Source organism: Streptomyces sp. NPDC021020, from assembly GCF_044333285.1.
In the GTDB taxonomy this organism is placed as follows: domain Bacteria; phylum Actinomycetota; class Actinomycetes; order Streptomycetales; family Streptomycetaceae; genus Actinacidiphila.
The window spans coordinates 399,374-417,199 of the sequence record NZ_JBIRQQ010000004.1 but is presented as its reverse complement, the minus strand read 5'-3'; the positions used below and the strand labels follow the sequence as shown (position 1 = coordinate 417,199).

The following is a 17,826-nucleotide window of genomic DNA, read 5'->3' as shown; positions in this document are numbered from 1 at the left end:
GCGTTCAGTCCGGTGGCACCGAGCAGCCGTGCGGATCTGTGCGGCCGGACGAGATGAGGACGCGATGAAGGCAGTGCGCTTCCACGAGTACGGCGGGATCGACGTGCTGCGCGTCGAGGACGTGGAACGCCCGGTGCCCGGCGCCGGGCAGGTGCTCGTCGAGGTGCGGGCGGCCGGAATCCAGCCCGGCGAGGTGATGATCCGCGAGGGCGCGCGGCACGGCCGCTGGCCCGCGTCCTTCCCCTCCGGGCAGGGCAGCGACCTGGCGGGCGTCGTCGTGGAGGCCGGTCCCGAGGTGCGCGGCTTCGCGGTGGGCGACGAGGTGCTGGGCTTCACCCACCGCAGGGCGAGCCACGCCGAATTCGTCGTGGTCGACGACGTCCACCTCGTCTCCCGCCCCGAGGGCCTGTCCTGGGACGTGGCCGGTTCGCTGTACGTCGCCGGTACGACCGCGTACGCGACGGTCTTCGCGGTGGACCCGGGCCCGTCCGACACCGTCGTCGTCTCGGGCGCGGCGGGCGGCGTCGGCGCGCTGGCCGTCCAACTCGCGCGCCGCCGCGGCGCCACCGTGATCGGCCTGGCGAGCGAGCGCGACCACCAGTGGCTGAAGGACCGCGGCGTCCTCCCCGTCACCTACGGCGACGGCGTGGCCGAACGCGTCCGGCAGGCGGCCGGCGGCAAGGTCGACGCCTTCATCGACACCTACGGCGACGGCTACGTGGACCTGGCGGTCGAGCTGGGCGTACACCCCGAGCGCATCAACACCATCCGCGACTGGCAGGCCGCCGCCAGAACCGGCGCCCGCACCTACGGCGAGGGCGCGGCAGCCTCCGCGGTCGTCCTCGGCGAACTCGCCCGCCTGGCCGCCCGCGGCGACCTGGACGTACCGATCGCCGCCACCTACCCCCTGGAGCAGGTACGCGACGCCTACCGCGACCTGGAGGGCCACCACGCCCCCGGCAAGATCGTCCTCCACCCCTGACGCCCGCCCGCCGGATCCTTCCGCGTCAGCGCACCCAGTCCTTCAGCGGCTCGGTGTCCAGAGTGATCCCCACGGGGTCGGGCAGCACGACCGTCCTGCCGAAGGTACGCCGGGCGATGTTGCCGTAGGCGCCGTCCTCGGGCTCGCTGTACACCAGCAGCTCGCACGACTCGCGGTCGACGAGCAGATACACCGGGATGCCGGTCTCGGCGTACGCGCGCGGCTTCTCGTCGCGGTCCCGCTTGTCGGTGTCGGTGTCGTACGACGTCACCTCGACCACCATCACCACCTGGTCGGCGGCCGCCCACTCCCCCTGCCCGGCGAAACTGCCCTTGGGCGCCAAAGCGCCGTCCGGCTTCGCGTGACCCCTGCGGTAGGTCTCCACCTTCAGGCCGCGCTCCGGGTAGAGCCACAGGTCGGGGCGCTGCTGCATGCAGTGCTCCATGACCCAGCGGACGATCTCGTCGTGGTCTCCGCCCGGCGCTGCCTTGACCCCTAGTTTTCCGTGGACGAACTCCAGCCGAACGCCCTCCCGCTCAGCAGCGGCAGCAATGCGCTCGAACTCCTCGGCGAGCATCTGGGGGCGATCCTCAGTGACGGCCGTCGCGCACCTCCATCCTCCGCGTCCGTTCCCGGGCACACCGGCATGTGTCCAGTCTAGGTACTCGACGGCCGCCAGGGCGGACCCGCGGCCGGACCGCGCGGCCCGGCGTCACTCGCCGTAGCGGGCCACGAGTGTGCGCAGGGAGGCGAAGGCGGGCTTCGGGGTGTAGTCGTCGGTCGTCAGGCCGAACTGGTGGAAGAGGCCGGGGTGGGGGGTGGACGCGTCGCGGAGGGAGAAGTGGGTGTAGCCGCTCAGGTTGAGGGGGGAGGCGTGGGTGGCGAGGGTGGTGACGACTGTTTCGAGGACTTCTGCCTGGCGGGACGGGGGGCGGGTGGGGCCGGTCGGCCAGCCGTGTTCGGTGATGTGGAGGGGGAGGTGGCCGAGGCCGGCCGGGGTCAGGACGGTGGTGCGGTGGTGGCGCAGCAGGGCCTCCACGGCTTCGGCCAGATCCGCGGCGGGGAGGGGGCGGAAGACGTCGGGGAAGAAGTCGAGGCCGACGTAGTCGAGTGCGGCGACGAAGCGGGGGCCGCCCGTGGCGGCGAGGTCGGCGGCGAAGGCGGCCGAAGGGCCGAAGAGGGGCGTGGTGTTGAAGCCGATCCGCAGATCCGTGAGGCCGCGTTCGCGGGCGTGCGACCGGGCCGCGGCGACCCCGCGGACGATGGCCTCGCGCACCGCGGGGTAGTGGCCGTCCAGCAGCGGGTTCGTAGTCACGTTCGGCTCCTCCGCGATCTGCAGCGTGGCGGTGGATTCGCCGTACTGGTCGAGGAGTTCGCGGACGAAGGCGCAGTAGCCGTCGATGTCGGCCGCGCGGGAGCGGTATTGGGCGACGAGGTCGAGGCGGCGGCCGCGTATCGCGTAACGGGCCGCGTCCGCCGGGGTGTCGGTGGGGTGCGGGGCGCCGAGGCGGGTCGTGTCGTCGAAGCTGGCGTATGCGCGGACGAGGAAGGGGCGGCCGGGGCGGCCCTGGAGGCGGTCGAGCGCCGCCGTGACGCGGGCGGGGTCGTCGGGCGGGCCGGACACCATCGCGCCGGTGTCGTCGCCGACCGCGCCGCCGGGGTAGATGCCGAAGAGCAGGGTCATGCTGACGGGTCCTCTTCTTCTACGGGGGCGGGCGCCGGGGCCGGCCACGCGAGCGCGCCGCTGCGGATGTCGTCGATGACGCCCTCGACCCACGCCGCCTCCGCCCGCGCGAGCCCGATCGCGTACTCCGCCTCGACGACGTACAGCCGGGGCACCCCCGCGGCCAGCGCGGCGGCGAGGCGGGCCTCGTCCTCGGCCGTACGCCGCCGCAGCCGCCGCCCGCGCTCGGCGAGCGCCTCCGCTGCCCCGCGCGGGCCGAGTGCGCCGACGTAGCTGACGGCGCCCAGGAAGGCGGAGAACTCCCGCTGCGGGGTGCGGATCTCGGCGTCGAGCCGCCGCACCAGCTCCGCCCGGCCGGCCGCCGTGAGCGCGTAGACCGTGCGCTCGGGGCGATTCCCCTCCCGCTGCCGCCCCTGCTCCTCGACCCATCCGGCGCCGACGAGGGCGGCGACGGTGTTGTAGAGGGTGCCGCGGGTGACCGCGGCGGCGTGGTGGGCGCTGCGTTCGCGCAGCTCGGCGAGCATCCGGTGGGGGTGCGAGGGCTGCTCCAGGAGGAGGCCGAGGACGGCGGTGACGATCGGGTTGTCGAGGGCGCGGCGTGGCATAGTCGAACTCTACCAGTCCACATAGACTATTCGGCAGCCGCGCCGATCCTTCACGCGTCCGGCAACTGCGGGCCGCCCCGCGAAAACGGGTCCGCCCGCCCCGCTCAGGTCCGGTCGCGCAGCAGCCGCGCCGCCCGTGCGTAGCGGCGGGCCTCGGACGGGACGTCGGCGGGCGCGCCGGGCGCGCGGAAGCGCTCGCTGTCCGTCACCAGGCGGAAGACGAGGGCGCGCGCGACGTAGCCGCGGAAGGCCGGGCCGTTCGCGGCGAGGGTCGCGTCCAGCAGGCCGGAGCCCGCGCCGTACCAGAGCAGGGCGTCGGCGACGACGATCGCCTCGGCGAAGGCGGGCGGGCGCCAGTAGGGCGAGAAGTCGATGACGGCGGGGGGCAGTTCGGGCGCGAAGAGGACGTTCCCGGCCAGGTCGCCGTGCACGAGTTGCGCCCGGTCGTCCGGTGGCGGCCCGGCAAGCGCGGCCAACTCCGCGTACGGGCCGTGCAGTTCGGGCAGTACGTCGGCGTCCTGCTCCCGCCAGGCCACGCGGTCGCCGACCGCCCACGGGTCGTCGCGCCCGGCGAGCAGGGCCGGGCGCGGCACCCCGGCCAGCGCCCGGCCGAAGGCCCGCCCCGCCGCGAGGATGTCGCCCCAGCGCGGCGCGGCGGGGTGCGCGGCGCCGGGCACGTACGCGCTCGCCGTCCACCCGCCGTGGCACCAGCCGCCGTCCGCGGCCCGCAGCGGCCGGGCGACCCGGAAACCGTCCTCGACGACCGAGGCCATGACCCCGGCGAGCCACTGCGCGTACCCGGTGTCCTCCCCGGCGGGCTTGAGCACGGCCTCCCCCACCCGCACGCTCTCCCCCTGCCCGCCCGGCAGCCGCACGGGCCGCCCGGACAGCCCGAAGGCAGCGATCACGTCGGGACCGGGGAGGGTCATACGGGCACCTCGTCGCCGGGTACGGGTAACGGATACGGATACGGAAAGCGGCCACCAGGCTAGCGGCCCGGCCGAGCGGCCGGGCCCTTGCGGAACGGGGTCAGGTCAGACCGAACTGCTGGGCGGCGGAGCCGTTGCAGTCCCAGATCTGGAGGCGCGTGCCGTTCGCGGTGGCGCCGCTGGGGGTGTCGAGGCAGCGGCCGGACTGCGGGTTGCGCAGCGAGCCGTCGGGCTGCTGGACCCACTTCTGGCCGCCGACGCCGTTGCAGTCCCAGAGCTGGACCTTCGTGCCGGCGGCGGTCGCGTTGCCCATGATGTCCAGGCAGCGGCCGAGCGTGCGCAGGCTGTTGTCGGCGTCGTGGGTCCAGTGCTGGTCGACCGCGGCGGGCTGGCACTGCCAGAGCTGGACCGCGGCGTGGTCGACGCCGATGTCGTCGCCGTCCACGTCGACGCAGGTGCCGCCGGGGGCGCTGATCGTGCGGCCGGAGGTGCCGTCGCTGCCGCCGCTGTAGCCGGCCGCCACGATGTTCGCCTGGACGGCGGCGTCGGCGGCGTCCGTGGAGTAGCCGGACGTCATCACGCCCTCGTAGAACGACCCCGCCGAGGCGTTGCTGTTGTCCCCGCCGGTGCCCATCACGATGGAGCCCTCCAGATGCATCGGGGTGTAGCCGCCGCTGGGCAGGGCGCCGTCCCACCAGGTGCTCAGCGCGCCGCTGCGGGCGTCGCCGCCCTTGAGGGCGAAGGCGGTCCGGCCGTTGTTCTTCAGCAGGGCGGTGACGAAGGGGGTGGCGTTGCCGCGGTTCGCGGGGTTGTTGCCGCTGCCCTGGTACAGGCCGTTCTCCAGGTCCGCCGCGACCCACGGGCCGGCGCCGGTGCAGGGCGGGTTGTGGCAGCGGGTGCCGATGTAGACGGCGTCCATGTGGCCGTTGCCGGTGTCGGAAATGGTGTGCTCGGCGTTGCCGTAGTCGAAGCAGCAGCCGCCGTTGACATGCGTGCCGCTGGTGACCATGTACATCGACTCGGGCTGGTCGCCGACCGCGACGCCGGACGCGTCGGTGTGCCGGTAGCCCGTGCCGGGGGTGATCAGCACGCCGTAGGCCTTGTGGCCGCCCGCCACCAGCGGCAGTGCCGTCGCCTGCGCGGGACGGTCCGCGGCTCCCGCGGTCCCGGCCGGTTCCACGGTCAGGTCGTTGTGGCGCGGTGACTGGTCGTAGATCCGGGTGATGGTGCAGCTCGTCGCCGCGCAGAAGGAGTCCTGGGCGGCGGCGTTCGCGTAACCGCCCGCCGCCAGCAGGCCGATGTCGCGCGTGGCGCCGTCGGAGGCCCGGGTCACCTGGTAGAGCGGGCCGTCGTAGCCGGAGTACAGCGCGCGGACGGTGCTGTGCGCGGCCACGCAGGGCGATGCCGCCGCCGCGTAGATGTCACAGGGCTGCGTGGCCGCCGCCGCCTGGGAGCCGGTGGGCAGCGCGCCGAGGCACAGCAGCAGCAGCGCGAGGACGGTGCCGGCGGCGAGCAGCAGCCGGCGGGGGGCGGGGCGCGGGCGGGCGGCCCGCGCGGACGGGCCGGGCCGGAGGCGTCGGAAGGTCATGTCGGGGTCTTCTCCTGGCGGGGTCGGTGGGCGGTGCCCCGGGGACGGGCAGCGCCGCTGGGGTGGTGCGGGCAGGGGGTGGCGGGGACGCCGGTACGTACCGGCGCAGGCCGACGGCACGCCGGAGCGGGCGCGCCGGTGGGAGGGCGGGCCGGTACGTGCCCGGCCGGGACCACGGAGCGGGTGCAGGGGAGCGCGCGGCCACCGGGGGCACGGGCGGTGCCGCCGGGGAACGCCGCGGAGGCGTACGCGGCCGGGCGCTGTCCACCGGCCGTCACGGGGGGGCGCGGTCGTACGCGTCCGCACGGCTGCCGGCGTGCGGACGCCCGTAAGGAGCGCCCAGCCGGAGAAGGTACGCACGACGGGCCCGGGTCGTCAATGGGCCCCGAGAGGGCACGGCAGGGCCGGGGGTGACCGCGCGTCAGCACGCCGCGGACGCCCGTGGCGGGGCGTCCCCGCCGCCGCTGTGCCCGTCCTGCGCGCGCCGGGCGCGCTTGTCGGGGCCGCTGACCAGGTGTAATGCTGCTCCCCCAACGCCCGGTCCGGCCGTCCGGCCACGGCGGGACGGCGCACTCCCGCCCGCGCGGGAGTCCGGGACGGCCACCGCGCCGCCGGCGCCGCACGCGCGCCGTGCCGCACGCCCGCGGACCGGCCGGGCCGGTACCGGCTGGAGCCCGTACACCGACCGCACCCGGCGCCGGACCCCGCACCGGACCGTGCGCCGAGCCCGCTGCCGGGCCCCGCAGATCAACGGAAGGAACGATTCCGATGGGCCAGACCGAGCCGCAGGGCCACGCCTCCTGCTGCACCCCCGGGCGCGCACCGCAGCCGCTCGGCAGCCCGGCCCGCCCCGTCCCCCCGGACGTGGCTCTCCTGCCGCTCACCGCGCCCGCGGCGCACTCCGCGCCCGGCGGACGTCCCACCGCGGCGCCCGGCGCCGCACCCGCCGCCGCACCCGTGGCGCTTCCGGGCGGCACCTTCCTGATGGGCACCGACGACCCCGAGGGCTTCCCCGCCGACGGCGAGGGACCGGTGCGGGAGGTCGCCCTGCGGCCCTTCCGGATCGACGCCCACGCCGTCAGCAACGACCGGTTCGCGGCTTTCGTCGCCGCCACCGGCCACGTGACGGAGACCGAACGCTACGGCTGGTCCTACGTCTTCGCCCGGTTCCTGCCCGCCGCCGCGCGCCGGGGCGCACCCCGGCCGGACGGGACGCCGTGGTGGTGCGGGGTGCAAGGGGCGTACTGGCGGGCCCCGTTCGGCCCCGGCAGCGGTCTTGAGGGGATCGGGAACCACCCGGTGGTGCACGTGTCGTGGTCCGACGCCGCCGCCTTCGCGCGGTGGGCTGGGGGACGGCTGCCGACCGAGGCGGAGTGGGAGTTCGCCGCACGCGGCGGCCTGGAGCAGGCCCGGTATCCGTGGGGCGACGAGCTGACCCCGGGCGGCGAGCACCGGTGCAACATCTGGCAGGGCACCTTCCCGACCCACGACACCGCCGAGGACGGTTACGCGGGCACCGCGCCCGTGGACGCCTTCGCGCCGAACGGCTTCGGGCTGCACAACATGGCCGGGAACGTCTGGGAGTGGTGCGCGGACCGGTGGACCACGGACCATCCGGCGGGGCGGCGCAGCAATCCGGTGGGGCCGCGTACCGGCAGCTCACGGGTCATGCGCGGTGGCTCGTACCTGTGCCACCGGTCGTACTGCAACCGCTACCGGGTCGCCGCCCGCACTTCCAACACCCCCGACTCCACGACCGGCAACCTCGGCTTCCGCTGCGCCTACGACGCGCGCGTTTCATGAACTCCCGTTGCGGGAGTGCGAACACGGCACTAAATCCGACGGGCCCGCACGGACCCCGCACCGAGCCCAACCAGCCTGCTCATCTGGGAAGTTGGGCCGGTGCGGGAGCAAGTACGGGCCGCGGCTTCTTTTTTCCGGACCGTTGACGAAAAAATCCGCGGGTCCCCATCCTGTGCGGCATGCAGCAACACGACGGCCCGCTCGCACGCCTGCGGCGCGGCCACGAGGAACTCGTGCTCGACCTGCTGCGCCGCCACGGTCCGCTCAGCCGGGCCGAACTCGGCGCGCGCTGCGGGCTGTCGAGGACCACCCTCTACGACATCGTCGGCGACCTGGCCGCGACCGGCGCCGTCGTCGCGTCGGTCCCTGACGCCGGGCAGCGGCGGCGCGGCCGGCCGGTGGAACGGCTGGCGCTCGACCCCGCGGCGGGGCAGGCCATCGGTATCGACCTCGCCCGCCGTGCGGTGCACGTCGCGGTGGTGAACGTCGCGCACGAGGTGGTCGGGACCACCAGCCGGGCGCACGCCCCCGAGCTGGACCTGGCCGGGCGAGTCGCCCTGGTGGAGGAGATGGTCGACGAGCTGTCCGGCGACTCGCTGCGGCTCGCGGCGCTGCGGGCGATCGGCGTCGGCGTGGTCGGCCCGGTGGCCTCCGCGCCCGCCGGTCCGGGCGACGCCCCCAATGCCCCTGGCGCCCCCGGCTTCCCTGGCACACCCGGCGCGGGCGGCCATCGCGACGCCCTCGCCGGGCTGCTGGCGAAACGCCTCGGTGCCCCCGTCCTGGTCGACAACAACACCCGGCTCGCCGCGCTCGCCGAGTCGGTGTGGGGCGCGGCGGCCGACGCCCGGGACGTGCTGTACGTACGGCTGTCGCACGGCGTCGGCGGCGGGCTGGTGGTCGACGGCGCCCTGCACCACGGGGTGTCCGGCCTGTCCGGCGAGTTCGGGCACATCAGTGTCGAACCGCGGGGGCGGCGCTGCCAGTGCGGCGGGACCGGCTGTCTGGAGACCGTCGCGTCGGCCGGTGCCGTGCTGGAGGCCTACCGGGCGGCCGGCGGCGTGGCGGACGACATCGCCGCCGTCACGGCCGCCGCCCTGGCGGGCGAACCCGCGGCCGTCGGCGTGGTGGCCGCGGCCGGACGCCGGGTGGGCACCGCGCTCGCCGCGGTGTGCAACGCGATCGGGCCGAGCACGGTCGTGGTCGGCGGCGAGCTCGTCGCCGCCGGGGCGGCGCTGACCGACCAGGTGCGGGCGGCGCTCGCCGAGGGGCTGATGCCCGTGGCGCGGCCCCTGCTGGACCTGCGGCCCGCCGTGCTCGGCGAGGGCGGCGCGGCGCTCGGCGGCATCGCCCTGGTCCTGCACCGGTCGCCGCTGCTGTCCCGCTACCCGAACAGAGAGGACGGAGACCAGTCATGACGGCAGGGCAGCCGCAGGACGCGCCCGCTGCCGAACGGGCCGGCCGCACACCGGGCATACCCGGGTCAGGCGCACCCGCGCCCGGCCCGCGCGAGCCCGGACCGGCGGGGAAGGGCTCCGCGTCGCAGGCCGGTCCGGCGCCGGAGTCCGCCGCCGGGCGGGCCGGGGGCACGGGCCGCCGGGTCCCGGCACCGCTGCTCAACGCCGTGTCGCTGGCGGCGGGCGTGGGGGTGTGGGCGCTGCTCGCGGCACACGGCGTCGGCGGACTGCCCGGGCCCGCGGCGGTCGCCGGGCGGGCGGTGGAGATGCTGCGCGACGGCACCCTGGAGGGCGACATGCTGGCGAGCCTGCGCCGGGTGCTGGCCGGCTTCGCGCTCGGCAGCGTCCTCGCCGTCGTCGTCGGCTTCCTGATGGGCTGGTATCCGGTGGTGCGGGCGCTCTGCGAGCCGTACGTGCAGTTCTTCCGCACGATCCCGCCGCTGGCGCTGATCCCGGTCGCGGTGGTGCTCATGGGCATCGGCGAGACACCCAAGATCTTCGTGATCTTCCTCGCCGCCTTCCTGTCCACGGTCGTGGCCACGCTCCAGGGCGTGCTGGGGGTGGACCGCACGCTCATCAACGCCGCCCGGGTGCTGGGCGCCCGCGACCTCGCGGTGTTCCTGCGCGTGGTGATCCCGGCCGCGGCGCCGTTCATCCTGGTGGGCATGCGCATCGGGCTGGGCTCGGCGTGGGCGACGGTCGTCGCCGCGGAGCTGATCGCCGCGCAGGAGGGCCTCGGCTTCCGCATGCAGCACGCCGAGACCTACTACGACCTCGACACCATCTTCGTGGGACTGGTGGCCATCGGAGTGCTCGGCCTGGTGATGGACCGGCTGCTGCTCCTGGCCGAGAACCGGCTCACCCGCTGGCAGGAGCGACGATGACCGTCCCCGGCAAGAGCAGCCCCGAGCAGTCCCCCGCCGGACCGCCCAAGATCTCCTTCCGGCAGGTCAGTTGCCGCTTCCCGGTCAAGGGCGGCGACTTCACCGCCGTGGACCGGGTCTCGCTGGATGTCCGCGAGCGGGAGTTCGTCGCGGTCGTGGGACCGTCGGGCTGCGGCAAGAGCACGCTGCTCAACATGGCCGCGGGGCTCGTCGCCCCGACGTCCGGCGAGGTCGTCGTGGACGGCAGGCGGGTGACCGGGCCCGGTCCGGACCGCGGCGTGATCTTCCAGCAGTACGCGCTCTTCCCGTGGCTCACCGTGCGCCGCAACGTCGAGTTCGGCCTGCGGGCCGCCGGTGTCGGCGGCGCCGAACGCAGGCGCCGCGCCGACGAGGCGATCGCGCTGGTCGGGCTCGGCGACTTCGCCGACGCGCTGCCGAAGACCCTCTCCGGCGGCATGAAGCAACGGTGCGCCATTGCCCGGGCCTACGCGGTCGACCCCGACGTGCTGCTGATGGACGAGCCGTTCGGCGCCCTCGACTCGCTGACCCGTGTCCAGCTCCAGGACCAGCTGCTGGACACCTGGAGCCGGCGGACCCGCACGGTCGTCTTCGTCACGCACGACGTCGAGGAGGCGGTGTACCTGGCCGGGAGGGTGGTGGTGATGGCCGCGCGGCCCGGCCGGGTGCACCGCGTCATCGAGGTGCCGCTGCCGTACCCGCGGACCGAGCGGACCCGCCTGTCACCGGAGTTCGCCGCGCTGCGCAACGAGGTGTGGAGCGCGGTCCACCACCAGCACTCCCCCGAGGAGGCGCCCGTCCGGCTGACCTGATCCCGCTGCCGCCCACCTGTCCGCCCGTCCGCCCGTCCGCCCGTCCGCTGCCGAACGCTGCCCCCGTCCACCGTCCGCGCTGCCCACGCTGCTTCGTCCCTGCTTCGCCGCTGCCGCCAACGCCCCGCCCCCGCGCCGCCGTTCCGCGTGCGCGTCCCCGGCGCGCCCCGCGCGCGTCCCCGAAAGGAAGCTCCGCCATGTCCCTCACCCGTCGCGCCCTCATCTCGTCTCTGAGCGCAACCGCCCTGTCACTCACCGCTGTCGGCTGCTCCTCCTCGAAGGACGACGCGAACGGATCGGGCGGATCCGGCGCGCAGGGTGGCACGCAGAAGATCCGCTTCGGCTACATCGCCGACTTCAACGGCGCCAGCCTGCTGGCGATCGCCGACGACCAGGGCCTGTGGAAGAAGCACGGCCTCTCCCCCAGCATCAAGGTCTTCACCAACGGGCCGATCCAGATCCAGGCCCTGGGCGCCGGCGACCTGGACTTCGGCTACATCGGTCCCGGCGCCATGTGGCTGCCGGCCGGCGGCAAGGCCAAGGTGATCGCCATCGACACCCTCACCGACGCCGACCGGGTGATCGCCCAGCCGGGCATCACCTCGATCGAGCAGCTCAGAGGCCGCAAAGTGGGCGTCCCGGAGGGCACGTCGGGCGAGATGATCCTCAACCTGGCGCTGAAGAAGGCCGGGTTGACGGAGAAGGACGTCAAGAAGGTCCCGATGGACCCCTCCACGCTGGTCGCCGCGTTCTCCTCCGGCCAGATCGACGGGGCCGGCTTCTACTACCCGCTCATCGCGACGATCAAGAAGCGGGTGCCGAAGCTCGTCGAACTCGCCGCGGACACCGACTTCCCCGACCACGCCTTCCCCACCGCCTTCGTCTCCGGCCCGAAGACCGATGCCGCGCTCAGCGCGAAGGTCGTCGGGGTGCTGGCCGAGGCCAACGACTGGCGGGCCGCGCACAAGGACAAGGCCGTCAGCCTGGCCGCGAAGATGCTCCAGGTCACCGACGAGCAGGCCGGGTCCGACGCCGCCAACGTCGAACTCCTCACCACCGCCGACCTGGTGGCGAAGACGAAGGACGGCACGGTGGACGGCTGGCTGAACGGCCTCGCCGAGTTCTTCGTCGGCACGGGCCAGCTGGCCCAGGCCCCGGCGCCGGGCACGTACTACGACGGTGCCGCGTTCGTCGCCGCCGCGCAGACCGCGGGCAAGGCGACCGCGAGGTGAACTTCCTCTTCCTGATGACCGACCAGCACCGGGTCGACACCCTGGGCTGTTACGGCAACCCGCACGTGGCGACGCCGAACCTGGACCGGCTGGCCGCCACCGGCACCCGCTTCGACCGCTTCTACACCCCCACCGCGATCTGCACCCCGGCCAGGGCCAGCCTGCTCACCGGCCAGGCCCCCTTCCGCCACCGGCTGCTGGCCAACCACGAACGCAACGTCGGCTACCTGGAGGACCTCAGGGACGACGTCTTCACCTTCCCGCAGGCGCTGGCCGAGCGCGGCTACCGGCTCGGCCTGTACGGCAAGTGGCACGGCGGCACCCACCGCAACGCCGCCTCGTACGGCTTCGAGGGACCCGACCTGGCCGGCTGGCACAACCCCGTGGACCACCCCGACTACCTGGCCTACCTCGCCGAGCGCGACCTGCCGCCGTACCGCATCAGCGACCTGGTGCGCGGGGTCAGCCCCAACGGCAACCCGGGGAACCTGCTGGCGGCCCGGCTGCACCAGCCGGTCGAGGCGACCTTCGAGCACTACCTCGCCGACCGGGCCATCGAGCAGCTGGAGCGGTACGCGGCCGGGGACAGCCCCTTCTTCCTCGCCACGCACTTCTTCGGCCCGCACCTGCCGTATCTGCTCCCGGACGCCTACTACGACCGCTACGACCCCGGCCTGGTGGAGCTGCCGCCGTCGATCGCCGAGACGTTCGAGGGCAAGCCGCCGGTGCAGCGCAACTACAGCGCCCACTGGGCCTTCGACACCCAGCCGATCGAAACGACCCGCAAACTCATCGCCGTCTACTGGGGATACGTGTCGCTGATCGACGAGCAGATCGGCCGCATCCTCGACCGGCTCGACGAACTCGGCCTCGCCGCGGACACGTCGGTGTTCTTCACCGCCGACCACGGCGAGTTCACCGGGGCCCACCGGCTGCACGACAAGGGCCCGGCCATGTACGAGGACATCTACCGGATCCCCGGCATCGTCCGGGTGCCCGGCCGGCCGCCGCAGGTGCGCGGGGAGTTCGCCACCCTCACCGACTGCACCGCCACCATCCTGGAACTGGCCGGTTGCGACACCGCGCCCGCGGCCGACAGCCGCAGCCTGCTGCCGCTGATCGAGGGCGGGAGGCCGGAGTGGCCCGGGGAGCTGCTGGCGGAATTCCACGGCCACCATTTCCCGTACCCGCAGCGGATGATCCGCGACGACCGCTACAAGCTCGTCGTCAACCCGGAGTCGGTCAACGAGCTGTACGACCTCGACGCCGACCCGCACGAACTGGTCAACCGCTACCCGCACCCCGAGATGCGGCCCGTGCGCATCCGGCTGGTCCGGCGGCTCTACCAGCTGCTGCGCGAGCGGGGGGACAACTTCTACCACTGGATGACCCCCATGTACGAGGTCGGGGAGCTGGACCACGACCCGACCCAGAGCGCGTTCGAACTCTGACCCGCGCCCCCGGGCTCCGCCGCGCCGCGCGGGCGCGGCGGAGCCGGGCGGCGGCCTTGACAGCGGCGGGCGGGCGCTGGCCTCATCTATGGGAGCGCTCCCAAAGGCGCTCACCACTCCACCGGGCCCCAACGGGCCTCCCCCCACCCGGAGTTCCCATGCCAACCACACGCAGGACGCACAGACGTCACCACCGCAGAGCGGCCCTCGCCTTCGGCGCCGTGCTCGCGATGCTCTCGCTCACCACCGCCGCGGTGCACGCCTCCGGCGCGCAGGAGCACAGCGGCGCGCAGGCCGCCGGACTGCCCTACCAGGACCCGTCGCTGCCGGTCGCGCAGCGCGTCGACGACCTGCTCGGGCGGATGTCGCTCGACGAGAAGATCGGGCAGATGACGCAGGTCGACCGCACCGCGCTGGCGGCGGCGCCGAACGACCTGGCCGCCTACCGCATCGGGTCGGTGCTCTCCGGCGGCGGCTCGGCGCCGAGCCCGAACAACGCCACCGCGTGGGCCGACATGTACGACAGCTTCCAGCGCACCGCGCTCAGCACCCCGCTGGGCATCCCGATGATCTACGGCATCGACGCGGTGCACGGCGACAACAACGTCTACGGCGCCACCCTCTTCCCGCACAACATCGGGCTCGGCGCGACGCGCGACCCGGATCTCGTGCAGCAGATCGGGCACGCAACCGCAGAGGAGGTGTCGGGGACCGGTGTCGACTGGGACTTCGCGCCGTGCCTGTGCGTGGCGCGCAACGACCGCTGGGGGCGCACGTACGAATCCTTCGGCGAGACGCCCGACCTGCCCTCGCAGATGACGTCGGAGATCACCGGCCTCCAGGGCGAGACGCTCGGCGGGCCCGCCTCCGTCCTGGCCACCGCCAAGCACTACATCGGCGACGGCGGTACGGACGGCGGGGTCAACGAGGGCAACGCGACGCTGACGGAAGCGGAGTTGCGGGCGATCCACCTGCCGCCGTTCAAGGCCGCGGTGGACCGCGGGGTCGGCTCGGTCATGGTGTCGTACAGCAGTTGGAACGGCGTGAAGGACCACGCCAACCACTACCTGATCACCGACCTGCTCAAGGGCGAACTCGGCTTCTCCGGCTTCGTGGTGTCGGACTGGGCGGGCGTCGACAAGATCGACGGCGCGCAGGGCTTCACCGCCGCCGAGGTCGCGACCGCCGTCAACGCGGGCATCGACATGGTGATGGTGCCGACGGACTACAAGGCCTTCGTCAGCGACCTGAAGAGCGATGTCTCCTCCGGCGCCGTGAGCACGGCCCGGATCGACGACGCCAACCGCCGCATCCTCACCAAGAAGTTCGAACTCGGGCTGTTCGAGCACCCGTTGACCGACCGCTCGTACACCTCCACGGTCGGCTCCGCCGACCACCGCGCGCTGGCCCGCAAGGCGGTGCGCGAATCGCAGGTGCTGCTCAAGAACGACGGCGGGGTGCTGCCGCTCGCGAAGTCCGCGAAGGTCTTCGTGGCGGGCAAGTCCGCCGACGACATCGGCAACCAGAGCGGCGGCTGGACGATCAGCTGGCAGGGCGCGAGCGGCGCGACCACCCAGGGCACGACGATCCTCCAGGGCATCAGGTCCGCGGTGGCCAACTCCTCGCAGGTGACGTACAGCAAGACCGGCGACGGGATCTCGTCGGCGTACGACGTGGCCGTGGCCGTCATCGGCGAGACCCCGTACGCCGAGGGGCAGGGCGACCGCACCGGGTCGATGGGCCTGGACCAGACGGACCTGAGCGTGCTCGCCAAGCTCAAGGCGAGCGGTGTGCCGGTCGTGACCGTGCTGGTGTCGGGCCGCCCGCTCGACATCGCCGCCCAACTCCCGGACTGGAAGGCCCTGGTGGCGGCCTGGCTGCCCGGCACCGAGGGCAACGGCGTCTCCGACGTGCTCTTCGGCGACTACGCGCCCACCGGCAAGCTGCCGATGTCGTGGATGCAGAGCGCGTCGCAGGAGCCGATCAACGACGGCGACGGCAAGACCCCGCTCTTCCCGTACGGCTACGGGCTGACGTACGGCACCACCACGCCGCCCACCAGCCCGCCCCCGACGACTCCCCCGCCGACCACTCCCCCGCCCACGACGCCCCCGCCCACCACGCCCCCGCCGACGACGCCGCCCGCGGGCAGCGGCTGCACGGCCACCTTCACGCTGACCAACTCCTGGTCCGGCGGCTTCCAGGCGGACGTCAGCGTCACGAACAACGGCGCTTCCGCGCTGGGCGGTTGGAAGGTGGCGTGGACGCAGTCCGGCGCCACGATCAGCAGCCTGTGGAACGGCACGCTCACGCAGAGCGGCAGCGCCGCGACGGTGACCAACGCGCCCTACAACGGGGCGGTGGCACCCGGCGCCTCGGTCTCCTTCGGCTTCACCGCCAACGGGACGGCGCCCTCACCGCTCCCCGTACCGACCTGCACGGCGTCATGAGCACGGCGCCGCACCGGGCGGGCACCCGCGCCCGGTGGCCTGATGTTGCCCGGTGCGGCGCGGGCAGCGGTACGGTCATGATTGCCCCCGGGCAAGGGCAGGGCGCGAGCCCCCGCTGACCACCCCTCCCGCCGGGTGCCCGGCGCCGACCCCCTCCTCCGGCGCCGGGCACCCCGCATCGGGCCCGCCGTACGGGCCGGGGCGGAAGCCACCGCACAGGCCACCGACGCATCCGCCCCGCAAGCCGCCGTACGGGCCACCGACGCAGCCACCGCAGCAGCCGCCGCACAAGCCACCGACGCAGGGACCCGGCACAACGGGCCGCCAATTTCCGGCCGTTGTGCCGGGCCCCGGCCGCGGCCGGGCTGCTCCCCCGTCGGGAGCCCCGCCGCCGTCCGTACCCCGCGGGCAGCGCTACGCCGCTGCGGCCGCGCCCGCGACCTGCTCGGCGGTCGGCTCGATCCGCGGCGAGAGCAGCGAGACGGCGAAGGTGCCTGCCGCGAAGACCGCCGCGACCAGCAGGCCGCGCTGGAAGCCCGCCACGAGCGCGTCGGACTGCGAGGCGCCGGAGGCCAGGTCGTGCGCGGTGCGGGAGTTGGCCAGCGTGGTGACGATCGCGAGTCCGATCGCGCCGCCGACCTGCTGGAAGGCGGTGAAGACGCCGGAGGCCGCGCCCGCGTCCTCGTGCCGCACCTCGGCGACCGCGGCGATCTGCGCGGGCACGGCCACCGCGATGAGGCCGAGCCCGAACAGCACCGTGCCCGGCAGGACCTGGCTCGCGTAGGCGCTGGTGGCGTCGGCCCGGGAGAGCAGCAGCAGGCCGCCGACCGCCAGCGCGCCGCCCACCGACTGCACCGGCCGGGTGCCGAACCGGGTGACGAGCTGGCTGGCCACGACCGCGGAGACGATCGCGGCACCGCCCATCGGCAGGAACTCCACCCCGGTGCGCAGCGCGCTGTCGCCGCGCACCTGCTGGAGGAAGATCGCGGTCATGAAGAACATCGACAGGAAGGCCGCGCCGTTGAGCGCGATGGCCCCGCCCGCGGTGCTCAGGCTGCGCGAGCGCAGCAGCCGCATCGGCACCAGCGGCGCGGCCGTGCGGGTCTCGACGGCGAGGAAGGCGGCGAGCAGCACCGCCCCGCCGACCAGGCAGCCGATGACCTCGGCGGAGGACCAGCCGAGCGGTTCGGCGCGCACCACGCCGTAGACGACGCCGAGCAGGCCGCCGGTGGCGAGCACCGCGCCCAGGACGTCGAAGGACCCGCCGCCGCGCTGCGCGGGGATGCGCCGGACGATCAGCGGGGTGACGGCCACCAGGGCGACCACGATGGGGACGTTGACGATGAAGACCCAGCGCCAGCTGAGCGCGTCGACGAGGAAGCCGCCGGCCACCACGCCGAGGGTGCCGCCGAGCCCGGCGAGGCCGCCCCACACGCCCATCGCGACATTGCGCTCCTTGCCGTGCGGGAAGGTCACGGTGAGGATGCCGAGCGCGGCCGGCGAGAGCAGGGCGCCGCCGAGGCCCTGGACGCTGCGGGCGGCGACGAGCAGGCCGGGCGAGCCGGCCAGGCCCCCGGCCAGCGAGGTCACGCCGAAGAGCACGAGGCCGGCGACGAAGATCCGGCGCGGGCCGAGCAGGTCGGCGGCGCGTCCGCCGAGCAGCAGGAAGCCGCCGAAGGCCAGCGTGTAGGCGCTGATGACCCATTGCAGGCCGTCGGGGGTGAAGCCGAGGTCGGTCTGGATGTGCGGGAGGGCGACGTTCACGATCGTGACGTCGAGCACCACGATGAACTGGGCGAGGGCCAGCACCGTGAGGGTGGCCCAGGGACTGCGTCGCATGGTTGCTACCTCGGAAGGAGGGATGTTTACAGCGTATGCTTACGGCACAACCATACACACCGCGCTTACGCTGTAAACAAACACCCCGGCGGAGC

General features: G+C 74.2%; 14 protein-coding genes. 8 read left to right on the top strand and 6 right to left on the bottom strand.

Annotated elements, in window-relative coordinates; genetic code table 11:
* Positions 1-64: 64 nt before the first annotated feature.
* Positions 65-982, top strand: a complete 918-nt coding sequence (locus ACH4SL_RS13745) for an NADP-dependent oxidoreductase (RefSeq protein ID WP_398444776.1) — start codon at positions 65-67, stop codon at positions 980-982.
* 25 nt (positions 983-1,007) lie between these two features.
* On the opposite strand, the gene ACH4SL_RS13740 is transcribed toward ACH4SL_RS13745, so the two are convergent.
* From ACH4SL_RS13740 to ACH4SL_RS13720, 5 genes are all read right to left on the bottom strand, one after another.
* A complete protein-coding gene (locus ACH4SL_RS13740; protein ID WP_398444775.1) occupies positions 1,008-1,559 on the bottom strand; it encodes a Uma2 family endonuclease in 552 nt (183 codons plus the stop codon).
* Positions 1,560-1,694: 135 nt separating this feature from the next.
* Entirely contained in the window at positions 1,695-2,666 is a 972-nt protein-coding gene (locus ACH4SL_RS13735; protein WP_398444774.1) for a hypothetical protein, read from the bottom strand.
* Positions 2,663-3,271 carry a PadR family transcriptional regulator gene (locus tag ACH4SL_RS13730; RefSeq protein WP_398444773.1) on the bottom strand — a complete coding sequence of 203 codons (609 nt, stop codon included), beginning with the start codon at positions 3,269-3,271 and terminating at the stop codon, positions 2,663-2,665. The genes ACH4SL_RS13735 and ACH4SL_RS13730 overlap by 4 nt, the downstream gene beginning before the upstream one ends.
* Before the next feature lie 104 nt (positions 3,272-3,375).
* Positions 3,376-4,200 (bottom strand): aminoglycoside phosphotransferase, encoded by an 825-nt coding sequence (locus ACH4SL_RS13725; RefSeq protein WP_398444771.1) that lies wholly within the window; start codon positions 4,198-4,200, stop codon positions 3,376-3,378.
* A gap of 100 nt (positions 4,201-4,300) precedes the next feature.
* Positions 4,301-5,788 carry an arabinofuranosidase catalytic domain-containing protein gene (locus ACH4SL_RS13720; RefSeq protein ID WP_398444769.1) on the bottom strand — a complete coding sequence of 496 codons (1,488 nt, stop codon included), beginning with the start codon at positions 5,786-5,788 and terminating at the stop codon, positions 4,301-4,303.
* A 768-nt stretch (positions 5,789-6,556) separates the two neighbouring features.
* Between ACH4SL_RS13720 and ACH4SL_RS13715 the strand changes: the two genes are divergently transcribed.
* The 7 genes from ACH4SL_RS13715 to ACH4SL_RS13685 all read left to right on the top strand — a co-directional run bounded on the left by ACH4SL_RS13715 (position 6,557) and on the right by ACH4SL_RS13685 (position 15,892).
* Positions 6,557-7,591: a formylglycine-generating enzyme family protein gene (locus ACH4SL_RS13715; RefSeq protein WP_398444766.1), complete on the top strand. Its 1,035-nt coding sequence runs from the start codon at positions 6,557-6,559 to the stop codon at positions 7,589-7,591.
* A 167-nt stretch (positions 7,592-7,758) separates the two neighbouring features.
* Positions 7,759-9,006 carry an ROK family protein gene (locus ACH4SL_RS13710; RefSeq protein WP_398445335.1) on the top strand — a complete coding sequence of 416 codons (1,248 nt, stop codon included), beginning with the start codon at positions 7,759-7,761 and terminating at the stop codon, positions 9,004-9,006.
* A complete protein-coding gene (locus ACH4SL_RS13705; protein WP_398444764.1) occupies positions 9,003-9,929 on the top strand; it encodes an ABC transporter permease in 927 nt (308 codons plus the stop codon). The genes ACH4SL_RS13710 and ACH4SL_RS13705 overlap by 4 nt, the downstream gene beginning before the upstream one ends.
* Positions 9,926-10,759 (top strand): ABC transporter ATP-binding protein, encoded by an 834-nt coding sequence (locus ACH4SL_RS13700; RefSeq protein WP_398444762.1) that lies wholly within the window; start codon positions 9,926-9,928, stop codon positions 10,757-10,759. The genes ACH4SL_RS13705 and ACH4SL_RS13700 overlap by 4 nt, the downstream gene beginning before the upstream one ends.
* 197 nt (positions 10,760-10,956) lie before the next feature.
* Positions 10,957-11,991 (top strand): aliphatic sulfonate ABC transporter substrate-binding protein, encoded by a 1,035-nt coding sequence (locus ACH4SL_RS13695; protein WP_398444759.1) that lies wholly within the window; start codon positions 10,957-10,959, stop codon positions 11,989-11,991.
* Positions 11,988-13,442, top strand: a complete 1,455-nt coding sequence (locus ACH4SL_RS13690; RefSeq protein ID WP_398444756.1) for a sulfatase-like hydrolase/transferase — start codon at positions 11,988-11,990, stop codon at positions 13,440-13,442. The genes ACH4SL_RS13695 and ACH4SL_RS13690 overlap by 4 nt, the downstream gene beginning before the upstream one ends.
* 158 nt (positions 13,443-13,600) lie before the next feature.
* Complete coding sequence (locus ACH4SL_RS13685) at positions 13,601-15,892, top strand: glycoside hydrolase family 3 N-terminal domain-containing protein (RefSeq protein ID WP_398444752.1); 2,292 nt, start codon at positions 13,601-13,603, stop codon at positions 15,890-15,892.
* Positions 15,893-16,306: 414 nt separating this feature from the next.
* On the opposite strand, the gene ACH4SL_RS13680 is transcribed toward ACH4SL_RS13685, so the two are convergent.
* Positions 16,307-17,731, bottom strand: a complete 1,425-nt coding sequence (locus ACH4SL_RS13680) for an MFS transporter (protein ID WP_398444750.1) — start codon at positions 17,729-17,731, stop codon at positions 16,307-16,309.
* Positions 17,732-17,826 lie beyond the last annotated feature (95 nt).